The organism is Sphingobium fuliginis (genome assembly GCF_004152845.1).
Taxonomy (GTDB): domain Bacteria; phylum Pseudomonadota; class Alphaproteobacteria; order Sphingomonadales; family Sphingomonadaceae; genus Sphingobium; species Sphingobium fuliginis.
On the sequence record NZ_SEON01000010.1, the window covers coordinates 39,163 to 60,881 of the forward strand.

Sequence of the window (21,719 nt, forward strand, 5' to 3'; positions counted from 1 at the left end):
TCCCCAAAGAGAAGTAAAGAGCTTCGACAGGCTCAGCCCGAACGGATGTTGTCAGATAACCAAATTCACCAGACGATCCGGCACCACGATCACCTTCCTGGGCGTCGCGCCGTCCAGCGTCCGCACCACATTGGGCGCGGCGAGCGCCAGACGTTCCAGCTCGTCCTTGGGGGTGCCCTTGGGAACGGTGATGGTGTCGCGCAGCTTGCCCATCACCTGGCAGGCGATGGTGACTTCATCCTCGACCAGCAATGCCGGATCGACCGCCGGCCAGGCCGCGTCCGCGATCAGACCTTCCTCACCCATGTCGGCCCATGCCTCTTCGGCCAGATGGGGGGTCATGGGCGCGACCAGCAAAGCCAGCGCCCGGATCGCCGCGCTGCGGCTGGCCGAGGGCGTGGCCTTTTCGACTGCATTGGTGAGTTCGTAGATCTTCGCCACCGCCTTGTTGAAGGACAGCGCCTCAATGTCCTTCGCCACGCCGTCGATGGTCTGGTGCAGCTTGCGGTCGAGCGTCTTGTCCTTCCCCTCTGCCGCTTTGTCGGCTTCTCCGAACAGCCGCCACAGGCGGTTGACGAAGCGCCAGGAGCCTTCGATGCCCGCCTCGGTCCAGGGCAGGTCGCGCTCCGGCGGGCTGTCGGACAGCATGAACCAGCGCACCGCGTCCGCGCCATATTGGGCGATGATGTCGTCCGGATCGACGACATTCTTCTTGGACTTGGACATTTTCTCGACGCGGCCGACGGTGACTTCACTGTCGGTCCCGACAAGGAAGCATTTGCCGTCCCGGCGTTCGACCTCAGCGGGCGAAACCCAAATCTCGGCAGCATGCATTTCCGGCTGCGAGCCATCATAATCGGCAGGAACCGGGAGAGGGACAGCCGCCTTGTAGGTCTCATGCGTCACCATGCCCTGGGTGAAGAGGCCGGTGAACGGTTCGGCAAAGCCGATCTGGCCCATATGCCGGAGCGCGCGGGTCCAGAAACGGGCGTAGAGCAGGTGCAGGATCGCATGTTCCACGCCGCCGATATATTGGCCGACGGGCAGCCATTTCTCGACGGTTTCCCGGTCGAACGGCCTGTCCTTGGGCTGGCTGGCGAAGCGGATGAAATACCAGCTTGAATCCGCGAAGGTGTCCAGCGTGTCGGTCTCGCGCCGCGCCGCCTTGCCGCATTTCGGGCAGTCGACATGCTTCCAGGTCGGATGCCGGTCCAGCGGATTGCCGGGAATGTCGAAGCTGACGTCTTCGGGCAGGACCACGGGAAGCTGGTCCTTGGGCACGCCCACGGGGCCGCAATCCTCGCAATGGATGACGGGGATCGGCGTGCCCCAATAGCGCTGGCGCGAGACGCCCCAGTCGCGCAGGCGGAAGACGGTGGTGCCGGTGCCCCAGCCGCCCTCTTCGGCGCGGCGGATGACTTGCGCCTTCGCCTCCTCGACGCCCAGGCCATTGAGGAAGTCGGAATTCACCAGCCTGCCGGGGCCGACATAGGCCTCGTCGCCAATGCCCTTGGCTTCGTCGCCTTCGGCGGCGACGACGCGCTCGACCGGCAGCATATATTTGCGCGCGAAGTCGAGGTCGCGCTGGTCATGGCCCGGAACCGCCATGACGGCGCCGGTGCCATAGTCCATCAGCACGAAGTTCGCGACGAACAAGGGCAGCTTGCGACCGGTGAAGGGGTGGATCACCGACCGGCCGGTGTCATAGCCCTTCTTTTCCTGGGTCTCGATCTCGGCGGCGGCGGTGCCGGTCTGGCGGCATTCCTCCGCGAAGGCGGCGAGCGCCGCATCCTTTTCCGCCAGGGCGAGCGCAATCGGATGATCGGCGGCGACGGCCGCGAAGCTGGCGCCGAAAATCGTGTCGGGGCGGGTGGAGAAGACCTCCAGCTCACCGATTCCGCCGACCGGCGCGTCCAGCCTGAAGCGGAATTGCAGGCCGACCGACTTGCCGATCCAGTTTTCCTGCATCAGCTTCACCTTGTCCGGCCACTGGTCGAGCGTCTTCAGGCCCGCCAGCAGATCGTCCGCGAACTGGGTGATCTTGAGGAACCACTGGGACAGCTTGCGCTTTTCGACCGGTGCGCCGGATCGCCAGCCCCTGCCGTCGATCACCTGCTCGTTCGCCAGCACGGTCATGTCGACAGGGTCCCAGTTGACCGCCGATTCCTTGCGATAGACCAGGCCCGCTTCCAGCATGTCCAGGAACAGCGCCTGTTCATGGCCGTAATAGTCCGGCTCGCAGGTCGCCAGTTCCCGGCTCCAGTCCAGCGCGAAGCCCAGCTTCTTGAGTTGCGCGCGCATCGTCGCGATGTTGGAGCGGGTCCAGGCGCCGGGATGCACCTTCTTCTCCATCGCGGCGTTTTCGGCGGGCATGCCGAATGCGTCCCAGCCCATCGGGTGCAGCACCTCATGCCCGGTCATCCGGCGGAAGCGGGCCAGCACGTCGCCCATCGAATAGTTGCGGACATGGCCGATATGGATGCGCCCGGAGGGATAGGGAAACATCTCCAGCACATAGCTGCGCGGCTTGTCGCTGCTGTCGGACGCCTTGAACGTCTGCTTCTCGTCCCAGACGGCCTGCCAGCGGGCATCGGCCTCAAGCGGGTTGAAGCGCCTTTGCATGGATAATCCTTAACTCAAGTGCCGTTCGGGCCGAGCCTGTCGAAGCCCTGCACTACTCTTCAAGAACATATGGCCCTTCGACAGGCTCAGGGCGAACGGAAATCGACGCCGCGATCAGCCCGCAATCGCCATGCGGCGCAGGTCGCGGGCCTTGGTCAGGATGATCTCTTCCAGTTTCTGCACGGTCGCGGCCTGCACCGGCACGTCGACCCACTGGCCGCCCTGGCTGACCTGGCGGCTGGCGGCGACGCGCAGCGCATCGGCGCGCAGATCCTGGTCGAGGATCGATACGGTCAGCTTCATCCGCTCATTGGGGCTGTTCGGATTGGCGTACCAGTCGGTGACGATCACGCCGCCGTTCGAATCCGTCTGGACCATCGGCATGAAGGACAGGGTGTCGAGGCTGGCGCGCCACAGATAGGCGTTGACGCCGATGGTCGTCACCTTCGATGCGGCGAGGTCCGCCTTCGGGCGGTCCTTGGCGCCGCCCCCGCAGGCGGCGAGCGGCAGAAGTGCAGCCAGCAGCAGACCGGCGGAAAGGCGCGAAGAAAGGCGGCGGACCATCATTATTGTCCCATCAAACGAGTAAACGCCCCGCTTCTATAGAGGACCGGCGGCAATGGGCAAGGGGGACTCCGGGACGGCGCGACGACGACCCGCCGTGCAACCGGGGCGAGTCCTGTGTGTTCCGTGCAACAGCTCCGACAAAAAACCGGTGGCGCTCTACCAATTCCAGAGCCTTGCGTATATGAAGGACCATAGAAAAGTAGTCGGCGGGGAAGAGATTCGGAACATGCGCCTGAAAAGGGGACATATAGCGTTGGCAGGCTCGGCGGTCGCCGTGGCCGGCTTCATGCTGTCCCCTGCCATCGGGGCGGCCACCGACCTTGTCCGCATGCGCGCCGAAACGCCGGTTTCGCTGGGTGCGCTGGGCAGCATCTCCTCCTTCACGCCGACGACCAAGGACCCGCGCCTGGCGGCGGCCTATGCGAAGATCGCCGCGTCCGCGAGTCGCCAGAATTTCCGCTTCACCCCCACCAGCGGGTCGCTGAGCGGTCAGCGCTCGGTCACCGTCATGGTGCGCGCCGCCGACCTGAACGATCGCGTCGCGATCAGCCGGACGCTGGACCCGGTGAGCATCGCGCCCGTCGCCTTCAGCCTGAACAGCGCGCATAACTGGCGCAAGTTCGCCCTGCCCGAAGCGGTGGGCCGCAAGGAACTGGACCCGGTCGCCGTCGAGCCGATGGCGGGCGCCAGGAATTTCTCGCTGGATCAGGGCCGCAAGGACCGTTTCAGCACCAAGGTGCTGATCGAGAGCCGCCGCGAACCGGCCGCGACGATCCGCAACCCCAGCGCGGACAAGGATTATTCGCTGGATCTGGCCAGTTCCTATTCGCTGACGCGCAATCTGAACGTCACCGCGGGCATTCGCTATAATAACAGCTTTGCCGGACGCCTGACGCCGATGACCGACGACCGGCAGGATGCGCAGGCCGTCTATCTGGGCACGATCTTCAAATTCTAAAACGGCTTGAGGAAAGAGGTTGAGCGGCATCATGCCTGCCTCGGCTTCTGTCTTGTCCAGCGTTGGTCCCGTCCAGGCCGAACCATGGTCCGGGGCGGGAGCATGTCCCGCTTCCATCCGGCAGAAAGACCTGAGCGCCCTGTGTCGCCCGGCAACCGGGGGCTTTAGAGCCAATCGACATTCAGCCCTGACGGCCTGCAAATGGCGCTTTTCCGTGCTTCCGGTGCTCACCTACTTTGAGTAGGCTGCGCTCCGGGTCACGGAAAACCACCATTTTACCTTCGGTGGCCTTCGGCTCGGCTCGTCATCTTCTGAATGTCGATTGGCTCTACGGTTCGCCTTGATCGTCCCGCAAGCCGCCGCAGCCGTTCAGCGTTCCCTCGCCAAAGGCCACCGCCACGCGGTCGGACCAGACCGCATCGCTCATGCCGTCGCTGCATGGCCCTTCGGTTACGGTCATTGAAAAGCCCTCGCCCAGGAAACGGACAGCCCGCGGGTCGTCGTTCCGGGATATGGCGTAGCGGACGGGCGCCCTGTCCGGACGCTCCAGCACGGCGGTTGATCCCTTTACCGTCACGGCCCAGAAAGGCTCGGTCCCGATCGCCCGATAACCATCGTCCACAGCATGCTTAACGCCGGGAGAGCTGACCGGCGGGCTCTCCTCCGTCCCACGTGCCTCTGTTCCACGTGGAACCAGTTTCGAAATATTTTCAGGGCCTTGGCCTGGCGCTGGGTCCGGCGTCCCGATCGGTGCGGAGGCGTGAGGCTGCGCGCTATTGGCCGTGGGCATCCCGTCGCCGCCACACCCCGCCAGCGCACACAGGACCAGCGGCAGGAATCGTCTCACGCCTTGCCGACCTCATCCCGCCGGAAGCAATCCACCGCATGATCGTTCACCATCCCGATCGCCTGCATCCATGCATAGACGATGGTGGGGCCCACAAATTTGAAGCCGCGCTTCTTGAGGTCTCGGGAAATCTCTTCCGAAAGGTCGGTTCTGGCCGGGAAGGTCAGGCCATCGTTCCGGATCGGCTCGCCCCCGACGAAATTCCAGACATAGGCGGAGAAATCCTCGCCCCGTTCCCGCATATCGCAGAAAATCCGAGCGCCCCCGATCGTCGCTTCGATCTTCGCCCGCGCCCGGATGATGCCGGGGTCGCCCATCAACCGTTCGACATCGGCCCCGTCGAAGCGCGCAACCTTGTCCGGATCGAACCCCGCAAAGGCGGCGCGGAACGTCTCCCGCTTGCGCAATATGGTGATCCAGCTGAGGCCCGCCTGGAAGCCCTCCAGCATCAGCGTTTCCCAGAGCATCCGCGGATCGCGTTCCGGAACGCCCCATTCGCTGTCATGATAGGCGCAATAAAGCGGGTCCGATCCAGCCCAACCGCAACGGACCCGCTCCATCGGATCAGACGTCCAGATTGGCGACGTTCAGCGCATTGTCCTGGATGAACTCGCGCCGCGGTTCGACCACATCGCCCATCAGCCGCGTGAAAATCTCGTCGGCAACGTCCGCCTGCTCGACCTCCACCCGCAGCATCGAGCGATTATCGGGGTCCAGCGTGGTTTCCCAAAGCTGTTCCGCATTCATCTCGCCAAGGCCCTTGTACCGCTGGATCGCCAGCCCCTTGCGCCCGGCAGCGAGGATCGCCTCCAGCAATTCGCTGGGCCGCGTGACCGCCGTCGAACCCTTGGTCGCGACCGGCAGATCGTCATCCCCCGCCTCCTCGGCGGCGGCCGCCGCCTTGGCCGTGACCAGACGGCTGGCGGTGCGATAGCTGTCCGCCTCCTCGGTTGCGATGGCGTGCAGCTTGCGCGCTTCGGCCGACCCGATGAAGCCCGCCTCGATCATGTGATGGTCGGTGACGCCGCGCCACAGCCGCTCGAAATGGAAGCCGCCCTCCTCCGCGATCCGGCCGGTCCACCTGCCCTCTTCGTCCTGCGCATCCATCCAGCGGACGGTGTTCGTCAACCGCTCGGCCTGCGCCTCATGGCTGAGTTCCGGATCGAGCGCGCCGTTGATCGCCAGCGCTTCGATGATCGCGGGATTGTAGCGGCGCGGCACATAGCGCATCACCGCGCGCATCCGCCGGCCATGCTCGATCAGGTGGCGCAGGTCTTCGCCAGACCGCATGCCCCCGGTCGTTTCCAGCGCCATGGATTCGACGCCATTGTCGACCAGATACTGCTCCAGCGCGGCTTCGTTCTTGAGATAGACCTCCGACCGGCCGCGCGTCGCCTTGTAGAGCGGCGGCTGGGCGATAAAGAGATGCCCCGCCTCGATGATCTGCGGCATCTGGCGGTAGAAGAAGGTCAGCAGCAGCGTGCGGATATGCGCGCCGTCGACGTCGGCGTCGGTCATGATGACGATCTTGTGGTAGCGCAGCTTTTCCAGGTTGAAATCGTCGCGGATGCCGGTGCCCATCGCCTGGATCAGCGTGCCGACTTCCTTGGACGAGAGCATCCGGTCGAAACGGGCGCGCTCTACGTTCAAAATCTTGCCCTTCAGCGGCAGGATCGCCTGATTATGCCGGTTGCGCCCCTGCTTGGCCGAACCGCCGGCCGAATCGCCCTCCACCAGGAAGAGTTCGGATTTGGCGGGATCGCGTTCCTGACAGTCGGCCAGCTTGCCGGGCAGCGAGGCGATGTCCATCACCCCCTTGCGCCGGGTGAGTTCGCGCGCCTTCTTCGCGGCTTCGCGGGCGGCGGCGGCGTCGATCACCTTCTGCACGATCATGCGGCCATGCTGGGGATTTTCCTCCAGCCATTCCGCCATCTTGTCGGCCATCAGGCTTTCCAGCGGCTGACGCACTTCGGAACTGACCAACTTGTCCTTGGTCTGCGAGGAGAATTTGGGATCGGGCAGCTTGACCGACACGATGGCGGTCAGGCCTTCGCGCATATCCTCGCCGGTCAGCGAGACCTTTTCCTTCTTCAACAGGCCGGACTTGTCGGCATAATTGTTGAGCGTCCGGGTCAGCGCAGCGCGGAAGGCGGCAAGGTGGGTGCCGCCGTCCCGCTGCGGGATGTTGTTCGTGAAACAGAGGACATTTTCATAATAGCTGTCGTTCCATTCCAGCGCGACGTCGATGGTGACATCGTCGCGGCTGCCCGAAATCGCGATCGGATCGGGCATCAGCGGCTGCTTGTTGCGGTCCAGCCACTTCACGAAGGCCGCGATGCCGCCTTCGTAAAACAGCTCGATCTCCTTCTTCTCCTCATGCCGCGCATCGATCAGGAACAGCCGCACGCCGGAATTGAGGAAGGCGAGTTCGCGATAGCGATGCTCCAGCTTCTCGAAATCGAATTCGGTGTGGTTCTTGAACGTGCCGCCGTCGCCGGGCACTTTCTCGGTCGAGGGGAGGAAAGTGACCTTCGTCCCTTTCTTGCCCGCGGGCGCGTCCCCGATCACCTTGAGCGGCGCCACGGCGTCGCCATAGGCAAAGCGCATATAATGCTCCTTGCCGTCGCGCCAGATGTTGAGGTCGAGATATTCGCTGAGCGCGTTCACCACGCTGACGCCCACGCCGTGCAGGCCGCCCGACACCTTATAGGCGTTGTCGTCCGACGTGTTCTCGAACTTGCCGCCCGCGTGGAGCTGGGTCATGATGACCTCGGCCGCTGAGACGCCCTCTTCCTTGTGGATGTCGGTGGGGATGCCGCGGCCATTATCCTCCACGCTGACCGATCCGTCGGGATTGAGCGTGATCAGGATGCGGTCGCAATGGCCGGCCAGCGCCTCGTCTATGGCATTGTCGCTGACCTCGAACACCATATGATGCAGGCCGGAACCGTCGTCGGTGTCGCCGATATACATGCCGGGCCGCTTCCGCACGGCATCCAGCCCTTTCAGGACCTTGATGCTGTCGGCGCCATAGGCATTGCTGTTGGGGTTGTTCTGACTTTCCTCGCTCATATCCGAGCATATAGGGAAAAGGGGCAGCAAACTAAAGCGAAACATGGCGGCTATCGCCTGCGCCGGGCAGGGTCTATCAGGCGGCTATGCGCATGATCCTGACCCTGGTCCTGATGCTTGCCGCCTGCTCCAAGAGCAGCGACGTGCTGGAGGAACTGCCCAACAGTTCGCTTGCCGGCGCACCGCGGGAGGAGGTGCCGGAAACCCGCCTGGAATCGCGCCTCGTCCGCCCGGTGACCATTGGGGAGGACGGTCCGCGCCTCGACGCCTGCGGCGCGATGGGCCAGGCGGTGCGCGTAGGCGCCGGAGGAGCGGCGGTCCGGGCCGCGCCCTTTTCGGACGCCGGAGAAGTCGCCCGCATGGCGGAGGGCAGCCGCGCATGGGTCTGCACCCGCAGCCTCGACCAGAAATGGCTGGGCGTCGTTCTGGTCCCCGATCCTCCTGCCGACAATGCCGCGGCCCCGGTGGATTGCGGCGTGTCCGGACCGGTGGATCGCAAGCAGCCCTATGACGGCCCCTGCCCCAGCGGCTGGGTGTCGAGCGCCGCCATCCGGTTGATCGCGGGTTAGGGGGTGCGCCGCCCGCAGGCGGGAGCGGGCGGGCGCGACATCGGCGGTGGTTTGCTGACGGCAAGGCTGGAGGCTGGCTGCGCTCGCCCCTAACCCCTCCCGCAGGCGGGAGGGGAATGCCTTATGACGACCGTCGCCACCCGGCCGCTAAATCCCACCCAGATAATCGATCTTGCTCAGCGGCACCCCCGCCTGCCGCAGCAGCGCATAGGCGGTCGAAACATGAAAATAGAAATTGGGCAGCGCAAAGCCCAGCGCATGGCTGCGTCCGGTAAAGCGGAATTCGCCGCGAGGGCCCTTGAGGATCACTTCCGCATCCTCCCGCCCGTCGATCCGCTCGCGAGGCACGGATTCCAGGAAGGCGATGGTCTTGCCGATCCGTTCTTGCAGGTCGGCAAAGCTCTGCTCCGTATCGGGCATGGCAACCGGATCGAGCCCACCGATGCGTGTCACCGCCCCCTTGGCGCTGTCGCTGGCATATTGCACCTGTCCGGTGAGCGGAGCCATGTCCCCGATCAGGCGCGCCTGCGTCAGCGTCAGTGGATCGATGCCCCTTTCTTCCGCATGGGCGGCGCCCTTCTCCAGAATGGCGGAAAGGTTGCGCAGCCCGCGGATGAAGACGGAAACGGTCAGGTCGTACAGGTCGGTCGCCACCAGGCTCTCCTCATGATCGTGAGGCGCCTAGATATGGCGTGGATCACCACAGTCGATACCCGCGCGAAATAAAAGGACCGGCCGGCGGACTCCATGCCGGCCGGTCAGGGGGCAACCGGATCAGCCAAGCGCGGGGCGTTCGCGCGGGACAATGGTGAAGAAGGGCAAGGCATGGTGCACGATCCACCCGATCGTCGCCGCATAGAGCAGGGTGCCGAGGCCCACCGTGCCGCCCAGCAGCCAGCCGACCGCCAGCACGCCGATCTCGATACCGGTGCGGACCCATTTGACCGGCAATCCGGTCCGGCGGCAGAAGCCCGTCATCACCCCGTCGCGCGGGCCCGGGCCCAACCCCGCGCCGATATAAGCGCCGCCCGCAATGCCGTTGAGGACGATCCCCGCCGCCAACCAGGCGAAGCGCATGGCATAACCCTCCGGCGTGGGCAGGATCATCAGGCTGAGGTCCACCGCCGTGCCGATCACCGCAATGTTGCAGACCGTGCCGATACCGGGCCGCTGACGCAGCGGCCACCAGAGCAACAGCACGATCGCCCCGACCAGATTGACCGTCATGCCGAAACTCAGACCCAGGCGCGGCGCCAATCCCTGGTGCAGCACGTCCCAGGGATCGAGCCCCAGATCGGCGCGCAGCATCAGGGCCATGGAGAAGCCATAAAGGCCAAGACCCCAGAAAAGCTGGAAAAGGCGGCGGTGCATCATCATGGCGGTTGAAATCACCCGAAATGGCCTTTTACAAAATGGCCATTATTGGGTAAGTGGCCTCCTCCCTTTCCGGATTGGAACCTATGGTCATGTCCACTTCCCTGTTGCGGCCGCCTTCCCTGCTTCGCCTGCTGGGCGCCTGGCGCGCCGAAGACAGCGCGGAGCCCGCCTATCGCCAATTGGCGCAGGCGCTGCGGATGCTGGTGCTGGATGGGCGCGTCGGCCTGAACGTCCGCCTGCCCGGGGAACGGGAACTGGCCGCCGCGCTGGGCCTCAGCCGCACGACCATCGCCGCCGCCTTCGACCGGCTGCGCGACGAAGGCTTTCTGGAAAGCCGGCAGGGATCGGGCAGCGTCACCCGCCTGCCGCCCGGCCGGATGGAACAGGCCCTGCCGGAAATCGACATGATCGACGGCGGCAATATCCTGAACTGGACCCATGCCGCATTGCCGGCCGCGCCGGGCGTGGGCCGCGCCTATCAGGTCGCGGTGGAGGCCCTGCCCGCCTTTCTGGGCGAGCTGGGGTACGATCCTTTGGGCCTGCCGCCGCTGCGCCGGGCGATCGCCGCCTATTATGAGCGGCGGGGATGTCCCACCAGTCCGGACCAGATCATCGTCACCAACGGCGCGCAGCAGGGATTTTCGCTGTTGCTCCACTGGCTGGCGGGACCGGGCGACCGGGCGGTGATCGACCATCCCACCTATCACAATGCGATCCAGGCCTTGCAGCGCGCCCATGTCGTGCCGGTGCCTGTCGGCCTGCCCGCGCAGGGATGGGACATCGACGCGATGGAAGCGGCCTTCCGCCAGACCAGTCCGCGCTTCGCCTATATCATCGCGGATTTCCACAATCCGACGGGGCGCAGCATGGACCCGGGCACCCGCCGCGCACTGGTGGCCGCGGCGACGCGCAGCCATATGCCGCTGATCATCGACGAGACCATGGCGGCGATGGGTCTGGACAATATGCCGCCGCCGCCAGTCGCGGTGCATGATCCTTCCGGGCGGCAGGTCATCACCCTGGGTTCGGCCAGCAAGATCTTCTGGGGTGGGCTGCGCGTCGGCTGGATTCGCGCCGATCCGCAGACCGTCGCGGCGCTGGGACGACTGCGCACGACGATGGACATGGCGAGCCCGGTGGTGGAGCAGCTTGCCGTCGCGCATCTGATCGATAGCGACGAAGGGCTTGGCCCGCGGGCGGCGATCCTGCGGGGGCGTCGCGATCATCTGCTGGGGCTGATCGAACGACACCTGCCGCACTGGCGTGCCGAATCCCCTGCCGGCGGCCTGTCGCTCTGGGCGGAACTGCCGCGCGGCGAGGCGACGGCGCTGGCCGCCATTGCCGAGAGTCATGGCGTGCGTGTCGCGCCTGGGCCGCGCTTCGGCGTGAGCGGGGCGTTCGAGCGCTTCCTCCGCCTGCCCTTCACCTTATCGGAGGAGCAACTGACCGCTGGCGTCGAGCGGTTGGCGGAAGCCGATGCGCGGCTTCACGCCCGCATGCCGCGCGGCCGCGATTCCCTGGCGGCGGCGTTGGAGGCGGATCGGTTGATCTGAGCGCTGGCGGATATGGGTCATGAACTGCCATCGGCGCGGCATGCTCCTGCGGAGGAATCCGCAGGAGACAAGCGGCTCGCGAGAATAAGGTGCGGCCTTTGGATCGCCCGCCCTTACCGCCGTCACCGGCCCGACAGGCCGTCGATGGCGGCCCAGCCGGAAGCGCCGATTGCCTTCAGCATATGCCGATGCGCCGCGTTCACCCCGCCCAGGGCGATTACCGGCATCGGGGCGAGCCGGGCCAGGGCGGCGAAGCCCGCTCGCCCCAATAGGGGTGAACCGGGGTGCGAGCGCGTCGGGAAGAGTGGCGAGAGCAGGACGATATTTGCCCCATAGCGCACGGCTTCCGCCATCTCCCGCCCATCATGCACCGGCCTGCTGTGGAGCAGCGCCTTTCCTGCCCGCCGCCGGTCACGTCCGTGCCAGCCATCGGCACGCCAGGCCTGCGCCTGCGCCGCCGTGCCGCCCAGCATCAGCACCAGCCGCCGCCTTCGGGCAATCCGGGCGATCCGATCGAACAGGGCGCGCCGCTCCGCCGCGGCCGTGCGATAGTGCCGGAATATGACTCCCGCCTTCCCCTTGGGCAGACGGGCGACAGCAGCCAGCAGGGCGGGCTCCCCGATGCGTTCGTCGGTCATCAACCAGATCGTCGGCAATTTTTTGCGGTGGCGGCGTTGCATGGCCATCGCCTATAGCAGCCGCCATGACGACCGACAGCATCGAAGCCGCAGACCGGCTGGCCGCGAACCGATTGGCCGAGATACACGACGCCATGGGCCGCGCCGCCCGCCTTACCGGCCGCACCGCCGACGACATCACCCTGATCGCCGTGTCGAAGACGCAGGCGGCGGACGCCATCCGCCCGTTGATCGCGGCAGGCCAGCGGGTCTTCGGGGAAAATCGCGTGCAGGAAGCGGAAAGCAAATGGCCTGCCCTGCGGGAGGAGCATGAGGGCCTTAAACTGCACCTCGTCGGTCAGCTCCAGTCGAACAAGGCGGCCGACGCGGTCGCCCTTTTCGATGTCATCCATTCGCTCGACCGGCCGTCGATGCTGACGGCGCTGGCCAAGGCCATGGACGCGGCGGACAGGCGGGTGCCCTGCTTCGTGCAGGTCAATATCGGTGCGGAAGCGCAAAAGGGCGGTTGTCCGATTGCCGACGTGCCCGCGTTGATCCGATCGGCCCGGGACGCGGATATTCCGCTGCTGGGCCTGATGTGCGTGCCGCCGGCCGACATCGAACCCGCGCCCTTCTTCGCGCTGCTCGCCAAGATGGCGCGGGAGGAGGGGATGGAACAGCTCTCCATGGGCATGTCGGGGGATTATGAAACCGCGATCATGCTGGGCGCCACGCACATCCGCGTCGGCACGGCCCTGTTCGGGGAGCGCCCTGCCGCTCGCCCGGCACCGGGGAGCGGCAGGGGCATGATCAGAAACTCCCGCGAAGGGTGATGCCGTAGGTGCGGGGATCGCCCAGATAGGCGGAGATCAACTGGTTCGCCATTGGTGCGCCCAGGGCGAACTGGCCGGTGGTCGAGGTGGACGGGCTGCTCGACTGTAGCGGGCTGCTGAAGGCGACCTGGCTATAGTCCTGGTTGAAGATGTTCTGGCCCCAGAATTCAACCGCCCAACGCTGCTGCGGCCCGCGAATGCCGACACGGGCATTGAACACCGCATAGCCGTCCTGCCGCTTTTCGGGGAACAGGTCCGATCCGGTGTTGAAGTCGCTGCTCATGCGCCCGTCGATATAGAAAAGCGCCGACAGGCCGTTGGAGCCGAGCGAAGGCGTCCAGGACGCGCTGACCGTCGTCACGACTTCCGGCGCCTGGGAGTTGATCGAACCCGGCAGCAGGAACAGCGCCGGATCGAGCGGCACCGTTCCGTCGCCGCTGCCGACCAGGCGGTTGGCGAATTTGGCGCGGGCATAGGTGAAGCCCCCCGCGACGCGCACGTTCCGCACCGGGGTTGCCGACAGTTCCAGTTCCACGCCCTGGCTGATCAGGCCGGGTCCCACATCGCCGCCCGCGCAGGTCCGCGCCGCCGTCAGCGCGCCGTCGCAGCCATTGATGTTCTGGACGACGAAGCTGGTGCCGTTGAAGGTGTTCAACTGGAAATTCTTGAACTCCTGCCGGAAGGCGGCGATGTTGGCGCTCCATTTGGGCTGGGTATATTTCAGGCCCACTTCGAACGCATCGACCTTTTCAGCGGCGAAGCGCAGACTGGTGACGTCGGCATTCGTGCGCGGCGCGAACACGGCCGGCACCGCGTTCAGGCCCGTCGATCCGAGCTGGAAGCGGTCGAGATTGTAGCCGCCCGCCTTATAGCCCTTCGAATAGCTGCCATAGACCAGCAGTTCGTCGATCGGCTTCCATGACAGGACGGCGGTGCCGGAAAACTCCCCGTCGCTGATCTTGTCATTGAGGTCGAGCGCGTTCAGCCCGGTCGATCCGTTGCCGAGACAGCCCAGGGTCAGGATGCCGCCCGCCAGGGCCGCCGCGCTGCCGAGCTGCGCATTGGTCGCGATGGCGGGCAGGCTGGAGGCCTGCAAGGCCGCGCAGGTGGCGTTGTTATTGTTGAGGTCCGCCGAGAAACGTTTGCTCTCATGGGTGTAGCGAAGACCCAGCGTCAGATCGAGCTGCTTTGCGATATGGATGATATTATGGGTGAACAACGCCCAATTCTCGCTCTTCTGATGGTAGAGCGAGGCAATGTCGCCGGTGCCCGAAGGGATCGCCGCCAGCGCGCGGAGACCATTGCCCAGGCCGGTCGAAATCGCCCCGGCCTGCAAGGCTGGAACGCCGGCAAGGACGAGGCCGCCGTTGAGCTGCGCCTGCGTGCCGGCGATCAGCGCCTGCGTCGCAAGCCCGCTGCCGCAAGCGGCAAGCTGCGCCGCCGTCAAATTGCTGTTGACGCCTGCCCCCGCCATCAGGCGGCAGGCGGCAAAGCGGCCATAGTCCGCGCCGAAGACGATATTATCCTCCAGCGTCAGCTTTTCATGCGCATAATAGCCGCCGACCAGCCAGTCGAGCACATCGTTGAAGGCCGATCCCTGCGCCCTGAGTTCCTGGGTGAAGGTCCTGAACTGGCGATAGGTGTTGGGATCGCGGTAGAGCAGGTCGGCCCCGCTATAGTCGTAATCGCCATAGTCCTGGCTCTTGTAATCGCGATAGGCGGTTATGCTAGTCAGCTTGGCGCCGCCCAGATCATAATTGATCTCGCCCGAAACGCCCCAATCCTTGAGCTTGCTCACATAATTCCGGCCAGCCGTGATGGTGAGGTCGCGGTCATAGGGATCGGCGGCAAAGACGCTGCCCTGCCCCGCCAGAATGGCGGCGATCCGGTTGAAGGGCGCCGTGCTGTAGCCCCCGCCGGCGACCGGACGGCGTTCCCGCGTCTCCATATAGGCGGCGCCGCAGCAGCTTTCGTCGCGATGGGTATAATCCCCGATGAGGCGGATGGAGAGCGCGTCGTTCGGCTCGAACAACGCCTGCCCGCGCAGGAAATAGCGGTCGCGGTCATTGGTTTCCCCGACCTTGGCCCCGCTGGCGTTCACCAGATCGTAGAAGCCGTCGCGCCTGGACCAGACGCCGTCCAGGCTCAGCGCCAGCTGATCGCTGATCGGCCCGGTGATGCGGCCGGCAAGGCGCCAATAATCATAATTGCCGTAAGTGATCTCCGCCTTGCCCGCGAGCTTGAACTCCGGCGCCTTGCTGATGATGTTGATGAGGCCGGCGGAGGCGTTGCGCCCGAACAGCGTGCCCTGGGGACCGCGCAGCACCTCGACCCGCTCGATCTCACCCAGTTCGTTGAGGCCGGCGCCGGTGCGCGAGCGATAGACGCCGTCGATGAACACCGCGACCGAGCTTTCCAGCCCCGGATTGTCGCCCACCGTGCCGATGCCGCGGATGCGGGCAGAGGCATTGGCCTCTGTCCCCGTGGAGGACAGCAGCAGCGAAGGGGCGAGCTGGTTGAGCGCGCGAATATCCGTCGCGCCGCTATTTTGCATCGCCTGCGCCGTCACGGCGGACACGGCGATCGGCACGTCCGACAGCGGGCTGGCGCGCCGGGTGGCGGTGACGATGATGTTGACGCTTTCCGGATCGACCGCGGTTCCGCCGTCCTGCGCCCATGCGACCGGAACGCTGCTGCCCAATGCAACGGCACCGACAGAAATCAGCCAAAGGCTCTTCTTCATGATGATGCTCCCTCTCCTTATCCGCGCGGCTTTGCGTCGCGTCGAATTATTGTCGAACTATGCTGCCACAGCAGGATGAAGGCAAGATATGCCTGCTTTTCAGAGGCTTTGATCCCCCATGGTGACCGGATTCTCATGCACTGTCACCTAAAGGAGACAGCTTAAATTCCGGTTTCCGTTACGTCCGCCTAAGCAATGGGAAAACGCAGCAGCCGGCCGGCGACCGGCACCAGGGCGGCCGCACCCGATCCCATCACCCGGCGAATCTCGCCATGACCGGCATCGAGGCCGCCCGTCAGGGCGCCAAGGGCAGGCAGAATCAATTTGGTCCGCGATCCGACGAAGCAGCGCCGCGACACATGGCGTCCGCGCACGGACAGGCGGAACTTGGGGTGGAAATGCCCTGATATTTCCGGCCGGGGGTCGGCAGGGTCCGCCTCATGCCGCAGCCAGATGCCGTCCACCTGCATGTCCGTGCGACGCGTGCCGCCGGGCGTCCGCGCCATGCCGGCATCGTGATTGCCGGTGATCCAGACCCAGTCGAGCCTGTCCGTCAACACGGCCAGTCTTGCCCGCGCCGCCGGATCGAGCCGGGCCGCGCCATCGGCATCGTGAAAACTGTCGCCCAGCGACCAGACGGCCCGCGCGCCCGTCCGTTCCACCAGCATCTCGATCATGTCCAGCGTCGCCAGGCTGTCATGGGGCGGCAGGAACTGCCCGGATCGGGCGAACCAGCTTGCCTTTTCGAAATGCAGGTCGGCCACCAGCAGGGCGGAGCGCGCCGGCCAGAACAGCGCAGCCTCCGCCAACGCCAGAAAATCATGACCCGCGAACGAAAGGGGAACCATGGCCTGCCTATGCCCCCTTGCCCCGCCGCTTTCAAGAGGGCAGCGAAGCGGCTATGGGCGCTGCCATGGAATCCGCTTTCACCATTGCCGCGCTTTACCGTTTCGCGAGCTTCGCCGATCCGGAGGCGATTGCCCGCGATTTGCGCCTGCTCTGCGCCGACCTTGGCACCTGCGGCACGCTGATCGTCGCCGGGGAGGGGATCAACGGCACGGTCGCGGGGAGCGAGAGGGCGATTGCGGCGCTGGTCTCGCATATCCGGGCATATCCGGGCTGCGCCGATCTCGACGTCAAATATGCCCATGGCGACAGCCCGCCCTTCGCCCGGATGAAGGTGAAGGTGAAGGCGGAGATCGTGACGCTGGGCGCGGGCGATCTCGACCCGGCGCATCAGGCGGGCACGCATCTCGATCCGGTGGAATGGAACGCCCTGATAGCCGATCCGGACACGGTCGTGATCGATACGCGCAACGCCTATGAAGTGTCGGTGGGCAGCTTCGAAGGGGCGATCGATCCCGGCACCCGCTCCTTCCGCGATTTCCCGGCCTGGTTCGACGATTTTGCCGAAAAGCTGCGCGAGGAGGGCCGCACGCCGCGCATCGCCATGTTCTGCACCGGCGGCATAAGATGCGAGAAATCGACCGCGCTGGTCAGGGCCCGCGGTTTTGAGGAGGTCTATCATCTGCGCGGCGGCATCCTGCGCTATCTGGAGGAAATGCCCGAAGAGGACAGCCTTTGGCAGGGCAACTGCTATGTGTTCGACGAGCGCGTGGCGGTGGGCCATGGGCTGAAGGCGGGCGATTATGTCACCTGCCGGGCCTGCGGCTTGCCGCATGTGCGGGACGCTGCGCATGATTGCGCGGCGGACGGGTCGGGCGTCTGGCCGCACAGGAACCAGGGCTGAAGGATCAGGGCATAGCGTGATCCCGCCTTCGCAGGAGCAGCTTGCACTTCACCGGGCTGGCGTTTCGACCAGTTCCGCTATCTCGAACGCATAGCGTTTCCAGCCGCGCATCCGCGCGCCTTCTTCCGCCGCCGTCCGCTTCCTCTTCGCCTCGGCCAGCGAGCGGCTGTGGCCCCAGAAAACCTCCGTCCTGCCATTCTCCAGTATCGCGACGATGCGCCAATAATGGGTGAAGGCGTCCGCCGTGGGCCCGATGGTCTTCACATAGCCATCCGGCATCGTCGCTGTCAGATAGCGCTTCTTCCTGCCCATGGGCCTGTCACCCGACGAAGCGGTGCAGCGCGGTCCCATGGGTGCGCAGCCAGGCCCGCGCAGGCCGGGGGTCTTCGCCCAATATCCGCTTGTGGGCCGCGTGAAAGGCAGGGCTGTGATCCATGTGCAGCAGATGCGCCAGCTCATGCGCCACGGTCGCCCGGCGCACCTCCGGCGGGCAGAGGATCAGCCGCCAGCTATAGCGGATCGCCCCGCTGGAGGCGCAGCTCGCCCAGCGGCTGCGCGGATCGCCAATGCCGACCGACGCCACGATCAGCCCATTGTCCCGCGCCATTTCATGGCTTTCGGTCTCCAGCACGGCCTTGGCCCGCATCTTGAGCCAGCGCAGCACCCGCGACCCGATTGATTCCGCCGCGCCGCCCAGCAGCAGCCGGTCGCCCTCCAGCCGGATCGTGCGGGACGCGCCCTCGACCCAGCAGATGCGCACCTCCCGCCCCTCCAGCGGGAAGACGGCGCCGTCGCACAGCATCACCTGCGCTGGCTGCCGCGCCATTTGCGACCGGACCCAGCCCTCATGCTCCTGCGCCCAGCCGAGCGCCCGCTTCAGATTGGCGCGGGTCGGCAGCGAGAGCCGCAACTCCCCCCGCGCTTGATCCAGCGACAATCGATAGGCCTTGGCCCGCGCCGACCGGCGGACCCGCACCGGAACGGCGATGCCGTCGATCAGGATTTCGGCGTCAGAGTTCTCTGTCGACAAGATGGTTTTCCCAATCGCCGGCGTCGGCTTCCGCAATGGTCCAGCCGCGCACGGACTCCTGGGCCCGGTGCACCGCCTCGCGGTCGCCGCAGATCAGATAGTGCCATTCGGGCAATGGCTTGCCCTCGCCCCGCAGCCGATAGGCGCAGGTGCGCGGCAGCCAGCTTATCGTCTTCACCTTGGCGGGGGTCAGCCGCACGCAATCGGGCACGAAGCGGCGGCGTTCCTTATAGTTGGTGCACTGCCCGCTATGCCGGTCCAGCAGGCGGCAGGCGACATTGGTGGGGTAGATGCGCCCCGTATCCTCATCCTCCGCCTTGTGCAGGCAGCATTTGCCGCAGCCGTCGCACAGCGCTTCCCACTCCGCGCGGTCCAGTCTGTCGAGGGGCTTTTCCCAGAAGTCCAACCGTCACTTCACCCATTTTTCGAGGAAGGCCGTCACCCTGGCGGGATCGCCCTCATCCACATCCGGCGTTCCCGGATCGTCCACCGGCACCAGCGCGACCGGCGCGCCATCGCCCCCAAAAAGATAGGGCGTGCGGCTGTGGCTGACCAAATAGCCGCTTGCGCCCTTCGCCTCTTCCTTATTGTAGAGCACGACGAAATCCTTCGCCACCTTGGCGATTTCGTCCGGCGTGCCGGTCAGGCCGATCAGGCGCGGATGGAAGGCCGCGACATAGGTTTTGAGGACGGCGGGCGTGTCCCGATCCGGATCGACGCTGATGAAGATCGGCTGGACCTTTGCGGCCAGCGCCGGTTTATCCTTCTCGAACTTCGAAAAGCCCTGCATGATCCGTTGCAGGTCGATCGGGCAGACATCGGGGCAATAGGTGTAGCCGAAATAGACCAGCCGATACTTGCCCTTGAAATCGTCCCAGCGAACCTTCTTCCCATCCTGATCGGTCAGGGTGAAGGGCGCGCCGATGCTGGCCCCGTGCAGATCCCCCTGGGCGCTTTCATCGCCGCTTGATGCATTGCCCCCGGCCCCCATATTACAGGCTGCCAGCAGGGCGGTCAGCGGCAGGGCGAGCGAAATCAGCGCTTTGTTCATGGCGCCGCCAGCCATGCCCTGCTATGGCCCGATTTGCAAATCCCAACGGGGCTATGGACATAATGACAGGACGTTTTCCGGCTTGGATGGGCCTTGGCCGTGCCGCCGCTCTGGCCCTGGCGCTGCTGTCGCCGGTCGCGGCGCAGGCGCAGTTTTCCGACAATTACAATTTTCTGAAGGCGGTCAAGGACGCCGACGGGCAGAAGGTGACCGACCTGATCCAGAAGCCGGGATCGACCGTCATCAACAGCCGCGACGTGACGACGGGCGATACCGCGCTGCATCTGGTCGTCGCCCGGCGGGACAATACATGGCTGACCTTCCTGCTCGCCAAGGGCGCAAACCCGAACCTGACCGACAATAACGGCAACACGCCGCTGATGGACGCGGTGCAGGCCCGGTTCGAGGAAGGCGTGCGCAGCCTGCTGACCTATAATGCGCAGGTGGACAAGGCGAATGGCAGCGGCGAGACGCCGCTGATCCGCGCGGTGCAGCTTCGCGACGTGGCGCTGGTCCGGCTGCTGGTCGCGCAAGGCGCCAATCCCGACAAGCGCGACACGATCGCCGGCATGTCGGCGCGGGACTATGCGGAGCGCGACGCCAGGACGCCGGGGCTGGTGGAAGCGCTGAGCGCTGCGAAGACGAAGACCGCGCCCAAGGGACCGGTGCAGGGGCCGGTGTTCTGATTTTTTCCTGAAGCGAACATCAGACGATGTGTGTTCCTGCGCAGGAGCACGTATCGCTTAAGGGGAATGTCGCGGGAGACTATCCGTCCCCTCATCGATCTCCACGCAGATCAGACTACCACCCCAGTTCCGCGGCATGATCCGGGTCCGCCAGCGCCGTCAGCCGCCTGGCCGCCCGCCTAGCGAAGCGCAGCGTTTCCGCCTTGCGCCGCGCCGCCGCCAGCGGCTCCATAGGTGCGGGGCGCACCAGTTCGGCGTCATATTGGTCCGCGACGATCAATCCCGTCCGTCCCGGCCATAGCGCCTCGCTCTCGAACAGCGACAGGTCGAAGCCCGACGGCACGGCCCAGAAATAGCGGTCGCAATAATCGAAATAGTCGGGCCATTTCATGTCGCCCAACAGGTCGGCGCGGCTGCACTTGATCTCCACGATGGTGATCCGACCCGCCCCGTCCAGCGCCATGATGTCGGCGCGCCGGCCATTGGGCAGCGGCACTTCCAATATCCCGCTCATGTCATGGCGGAAGAACAGGCGCAGCGTGCCCCGCGCCACGGCCAGAGCCGTGCCGTCCGTGAGGGGCGAACAACTGTCGGAAAGATCGGATTCCATGTCCGGTTCTTAGAACAGGAAGGGAACAAAAGGAAAGGGCCGATTCAGGATCGCCCGAACCGGCCCTTCTTCACCCCCTGCGCGCCGGGCGCGAAACGGTCAGCGATAGAAGACGTGATTGTCTATCGCGGCGAGTTGGCGCTTGCCCCAGCCGGGCGAAACCCGACGGGCGTGGAAATAGAGCGCACCCTCTGCCTTGCTGTCCCAGCTATCGTCCATCGCGATCTGGGCGATGGCGACGGCCTCGCGCCAGCTTTCGCTGCCCAGGCGGATCGACGGCATGCCATTGCCGCGCACGAAGCTGAACTGGCCGGGCTGATAGACGACGCCGCACAGGCTATCGGCAAAGCGGCCGGACCGGGCGCGATTGATGATGACGCGGGCAACGGCCAACTGGCCTTCCAGGCTTTCGCCCTTGGATTCGAAATAGACGGCGCCGGCCAGGCACTTCATGTCGCCGGAAACATCCTCGGCCGCGCCCTGCGCGTCCACGAGGGCGGCGAGATTGTCGGCCTTCACATCGGCGCTGTCGGAAAGGGGAGCCAGCGGCTGCACGACTTCGCGCGGCGCGGCGAAAGTGACGGCGGGCGTGGCGCCGGCCGGAGCTGCATTCAGCTCATTGCTTCCCGGAAGGGAAAGGACCGACGGAGCCGCCTCGGAAGCGCTCGACATGTCGGCCGCGGTAACCGCCGCTGTGGCGGAAAGGGAAAATGCCGCGAAGATCGCAGCCTTCAGACGAAAACTCATTACAGCTCAAAATCGTGCGGTTCTTGGCCGGGAACGTCAAAAAACCCCTAAAACACGACGTTCGGCCGCCCCCCGTCTGCGTGTTTA

Annotated in this window: 22 protein-coding genes; 6 read left to right on the forward strand and 16 right to left on the reverse strand. The window is 65.4% G+C overall.

Features of this window, described 5'->3' with window-relative positions; all coding sequences use genetic code 11:
* Positions 1-51: 51 nt before the first annotated feature.
* Both leuS and EWH10_RS19625 read right to left on the reverse strand, forming a co-directional pair.
* Positions 52-2,622 (reverse strand): leucine--tRNA ligase, encoded by a 2,571-nt coding sequence (leuS, locus tag EWH10_RS19620; protein WP_044660595.1) that lies wholly within the window; start codon positions 2,620-2,622, stop codon positions 52-54.
* A 114-nt stretch (positions 2,623-2,736) separates the two neighbouring features.
* On the reverse strand, positions 2,737-3,186 hold the full coding sequence (locus EWH10_RS19625) for a DUF3576 domain-containing protein (RefSeq protein ID WP_025160613.1): 450 nt from the start codon (positions 3,184-3,186) through the stop codon (positions 2,737-2,739).
* A 229-nt stretch (positions 3,187-3,415) separates the two neighbouring features.
* Between EWH10_RS19625 and EWH10_RS19630 the strand changes: the two genes are divergently transcribed.
* Positions 3,416-4,147 carry a hypothetical protein gene (locus tag EWH10_RS19630; RefSeq protein WP_025551889.1) on the forward strand — a complete coding sequence of 244 codons (732 nt, stop codon included), beginning with the start codon at positions 3,416-3,418 and terminating at the stop codon, positions 4,145-4,147.
* A 328-nt stretch (positions 4,148-4,475) separates the two neighbouring features.
* On the opposite strand, the gene EWH10_RS19635 is transcribed toward EWH10_RS19630, so the two are convergent.
* From EWH10_RS19635 to gyrB, 3 genes are read right to left on the reverse strand one after another with little or no spacing between them, the layout of a single operon-like run.
* A complete protein-coding gene (locus EWH10_RS19635) occupies positions 4,476-4,982 on the reverse strand; it encodes a COG3650 family protein (RefSeq protein WP_044662857.1) in 507 nt (168 codons plus the stop codon).
* An 8-nt stretch (positions 4,983-4,990) separates the two neighbouring features.
* Entirely contained in the window at positions 4,991-5,554 is a 564-nt protein-coding gene (locus EWH10_RS19640; RefSeq protein WP_044660594.1) for a DNA-3-methyladenine glycosylase I, read from the reverse strand.
* 4 nt (positions 5,555-5,558) lie between these two features.
* Positions 5,559-8,066: a DNA topoisomerase (ATP-hydrolyzing) subunit B gene (gene gyrB, locus EWH10_RS19645; protein ID WP_044660593.1), complete on the reverse strand. Its 2,508-nt coding sequence runs from the start codon at positions 8,064-8,066 to the stop codon at positions 5,559-5,561.
* Between the two features lie 86 nt (positions 8,067-8,152).
* Here gyrB and EWH10_RS19650 point away from each other — a divergent pair, with 86 nt between their 5' ends.
* Entirely contained in the window at positions 8,153-8,635 is a 483-nt protein-coding gene (locus EWH10_RS19650; protein WP_025549637.1) for a hypothetical protein, read from the forward strand.
* Between the two features lie 147 nt (positions 8,636-8,782).
* Here EWH10_RS19650 and EWH10_RS19655 read toward each other — a convergent pair whose 3' ends face one another.
* Complete coding sequence (locus EWH10_RS19655; RefSeq protein WP_065846195.1) at positions 8,783-9,289, reverse strand: DUF1993 domain-containing protein; 507 nt, start codon at positions 9,287-9,289, stop codon at positions 8,783-8,785.
* A gap of 120 nt (positions 9,290-9,409) precedes the next feature.
* Positions 9,410-10,012: a membrane protein YczE gene (gene yczE, locus EWH10_RS19660; protein WP_065846194.1), complete on the reverse strand. Its 603-nt coding sequence runs from the start codon at positions 10,010-10,012 to the stop codon at positions 9,410-9,412.
* An 89-nt stretch (positions 10,013-10,101) separates the two neighbouring features.
* Between yczE and yczR the strand changes: the two genes are divergently transcribed.
* Positions 10,102-11,565, forward strand: a complete 1,464-nt coding sequence (gene yczR / locus EWH10_RS19665) for a MocR-like transcription factor YczR (protein ID WP_044662856.1) — start codon at positions 10,102-10,104, stop codon at positions 11,563-11,565.
* 122 nt (positions 11,566-11,687) lie between these two features.
* Here yczR and EWH10_RS19670 read toward each other — a convergent pair whose 3' ends face one another.
* Positions 11,688-12,251, reverse strand: a complete 564-nt coding sequence (locus EWH10_RS19670; RefSeq protein WP_044660591.1) for a thiamine phosphate synthase — start codon at positions 12,249-12,251, stop codon at positions 11,688-11,690.
* A 17-nt stretch (positions 12,252-12,268) separates the two neighbouring features.
* Here EWH10_RS19670 and EWH10_RS19675 point away from each other — a divergent pair, with 17 nt between their 5' ends.
* On the forward strand, positions 12,269-13,015 hold the full coding sequence (locus tag EWH10_RS19675) for a YggS family pyridoxal phosphate-dependent enzyme (protein WP_044660590.1): 747 nt from the start codon (positions 12,269-12,271) through the stop codon (positions 13,013-13,015).
* Here the strand turns inward: EWH10_RS19675 and EWH10_RS19680 are convergent.
* Together EWH10_RS19680 and pdeM are read right to left on the reverse strand one after the other, a co-directional pair.
* The gene (locus EWH10_RS19680) at positions 12,993-15,758 is read right to left on the reverse strand and encodes a TonB-dependent receptor (protein ID WP_044660589.1); all 2,766 of its coding nucleotides are present in this window, start codon (positions 15,756-15,758) and stop codon (positions 12,993-12,995) included. The two genes, EWH10_RS19675 and EWH10_RS19680, sit on opposite strands and share 23 nt — an antisense overlap.
* Before the next feature lie 188 nt (positions 15,759-15,946).
* Positions 15,947-16,606 carry a ligase-associated DNA damage response endonuclease PdeM gene (gene pdeM / locus EWH10_RS19685; RefSeq protein ID WP_025549630.1) on the reverse strand — a complete coding sequence of 220 codons (660 nt, stop codon included), beginning with the start codon at positions 16,604-16,606 and terminating at the stop codon, positions 15,947-15,949.
* Positions 16,607-16,671: 65 nt separating this feature from the next.
* On the opposite strand from pdeM, the gene trhO reads away from it, so the two are divergent.
* Complete coding sequence (gene trhO, locus EWH10_RS19690; RefSeq protein WP_443096434.1) at positions 16,672-17,508, forward strand: oxygen-dependent tRNA uridine(34) hydroxylase TrhO; 837 nt, start codon at positions 16,672-16,674, stop codon at positions 17,506-17,508.
* Positions 17,509-17,556: 48 nt separating this feature from the next.
* On the opposite strand, the gene EWH10_RS19695 is transcribed toward trhO, so the two are convergent.
* Genes EWH10_RS19695 through EWH10_RS19710 form a run of 4 tightly spaced genes read right to left on the reverse strand, consistent with a single transcriptional unit; the run spans position 17,557 to position 19,604 of the window.
* The gene (locus EWH10_RS19695) at positions 17,557-17,820 is read right to left on the reverse strand and encodes a hypothetical protein (RefSeq protein ID WP_025549628.1); all 264 of its coding nucleotides are present in this window, start codon (positions 17,818-17,820) and stop codon (positions 17,557-17,559) included.
* A 7-nt stretch (positions 17,821-17,827) separates the two neighbouring features.
* Positions 17,828-18,538, reverse strand: a complete 711-nt coding sequence (locus tag EWH10_RS19700; RefSeq protein ID WP_044660588.1) for a M48 family metallopeptidase — start codon at positions 18,536-18,538, stop codon at positions 17,828-17,830.
* Entirely contained in the window at positions 18,519-18,944 is a 426-nt protein-coding gene (locus EWH10_RS19705; protein ID WP_025549626.1) for a YcgN family cysteine cluster protein, read from the reverse strand. Before EWH10_RS19705 ends, EWH10_RS19700 begins: the two co-directional genes overlap by 20 nt.
* 3 nt (positions 18,945-18,947) lie before the next feature.
* The gene (locus tag EWH10_RS19710; RefSeq protein ID WP_170825579.1) at positions 18,948-19,604 is read right to left on the reverse strand and encodes an SCO family protein; all 657 of its coding nucleotides are present in this window, start codon (positions 19,602-19,604) and stop codon (positions 18,948-18,950) included.
* Positions 19,605-19,651: 47 nt separating this feature from the next.
* Between EWH10_RS19710 and EWH10_RS19715 the strand changes: the two genes are divergently transcribed.
* Positions 19,652-20,275, forward strand: coding sequence for an ankyrin repeat domain-containing protein (locus tag EWH10_RS19715; RefSeq protein ID WP_238320117.1), 624 nt, complete (start codon positions 19,652-19,654; stop codon positions 20,273-20,275).
* Between the two features lie 115 nt (positions 20,276-20,390).
* Here EWH10_RS19715 and EWH10_RS19720 read toward each other — a convergent pair whose 3' ends face one another.
* Both EWH10_RS19720 and EWH10_RS19725 read right to left on the reverse strand, forming a co-directional pair.
* The gene (locus EWH10_RS19720) at positions 20,391-20,885 is read right to left on the reverse strand and encodes an MmcB family DNA repair protein (protein ID WP_025549623.1); all 495 of its coding nucleotides are present in this window, start codon (positions 20,883-20,885) and stop codon (positions 20,391-20,393) included.
* 99 nt (positions 20,886-20,984) lie between these two features.
* Positions 20,985-21,632: a cell wall hydrolase gene (locus EWH10_RS19725; RefSeq protein WP_025549622.1), complete on the reverse strand. Its 648-nt coding sequence runs from the start codon at positions 21,630-21,632 to the stop codon at positions 20,985-20,987.
* Positions 21,633-21,719: the final 87 nt, after the last annotated feature.

Excerpts from the sequence above, each read along its gene's own strand:
- leuS (WP_044660595.1), bottom strand. The coding sequence starts at position 2,622 with ATGCAAAGGCGCTTCAACCCGCTTGAGGCCGATGCCCGCTGGCAGGCC.
- EWH10_RS19625 (WP_025160613.1), bottom strand. The coding sequence starts at position 3,186 with ATGGTCCGCCGCCTTTCTTCGCGCCTTTCCGCCGGTCTGCTGCTGGCT.
- EWH10_RS19630 (WP_025551889.1), top strand. The coding sequence starts at position 3,416 with ATGCGCCTGAAAAGGGGACATATAGCGTTGGCAGGCTCGGCGGTCGCC.
- EWH10_RS19640 (WP_044660594.1), bottom strand. The coding sequence starts at position 5,554 with ATGGAGCGGGTCCGTTGCGGTTGGGCTGGATCGGACCCGCTTTATTGC.
- gyrB (WP_044660593.1), bottom strand. The coding sequence starts at position 8,066 with ATGAGCGAGGAAAGTCAGAACAACCCCAACAGCAATGCCTATGGCGCC.
- EWH10_RS19650 (WP_025549637.1), top strand. The coding sequence starts at position 8,153 with ATGCGCATGATCCTGACCCTGGTCCTGATGCTTGCCGCCTGCTCCAAG.
- yczE (WP_065846194.1), bottom strand. The coding sequence starts at position 10,012 with ATGATGATGCACCGCCGCCTTTTCCAGCTTTTCTGGGGTCTTGGCCTT.
- yczR (WP_044662856.1), top strand. The coding sequence starts at position 10,102 with ATGTCCACTTCCCTGTTGCGGCCGCCTTCCCTGCTTCGCCTGCTGGGC.
- EWH10_RS19670 (WP_044660591.1), bottom strand. The coding sequence starts at position 12,251 with ATGGCCATGCAACGCCGCCACCGCAAAAAATTGCCGACGATCTGGTTG.
- EWH10_RS19675 (WP_044660590.1), top strand. The coding sequence starts at position 12,269 with ATGACGACCGACAGCATCGAAGCCGCAGACCGGCTGGCCGCGAACCGA.
- EWH10_RS19680 (WP_044660589.1), bottom strand. The coding sequence starts at position 15,758 with ATGAAGAAGAGCCTTTGGCTGATTTCTGTCGGTGCCGTTGCATTGGGC.
- pdeM (WP_025549630.1), bottom strand. The coding sequence starts at position 16,606 with ATGGTTCCCCTTTCGTTCGCGGGTCATGATTTTCTGGCGTTGGCGGAG.
- trhO (WP_443096434.1), top strand. The coding sequence starts at position 16,672 with ATGGAATCCGCTTTCACCATTGCCGCGCTTTACCGTTTCGCGAGCTTC.
- EWH10_RS19695 (WP_025549628.1), bottom strand. The coding sequence starts at position 17,820 with ATGGGCAGGAAGAAGCGCTATCTGACAGCGACGATGCCGGATGGCTAT.
- EWH10_RS19710 (WP_170825579.1), bottom strand. The coding sequence starts at position 19,604 with ATGGCTGGCGGCGCCATGAACAAAGCGCTGATTTCGCTCGCCCTGCCG.
- EWH10_RS19715 (WP_238320117.1), top strand. The coding sequence starts at position 19,652 with ATGACAGGACGTTTTCCGGCTTGGATGGGCCTTGGCCGTGCCGCCGCT.
- EWH10_RS19720 (WP_025549623.1), bottom strand. The coding sequence starts at position 20,885 with ATGGAATCCGATCTTTCCGACAGTTGTTCGCCCCTCACGGACGGCACG.
- EWH10_RS19725 (WP_025549622.1), bottom strand. The coding sequence starts at position 21,632 with ATGAGTTTTCGTCTGAAGGCTGCGATCTTCGCGGCATTTTCCCTTTCC.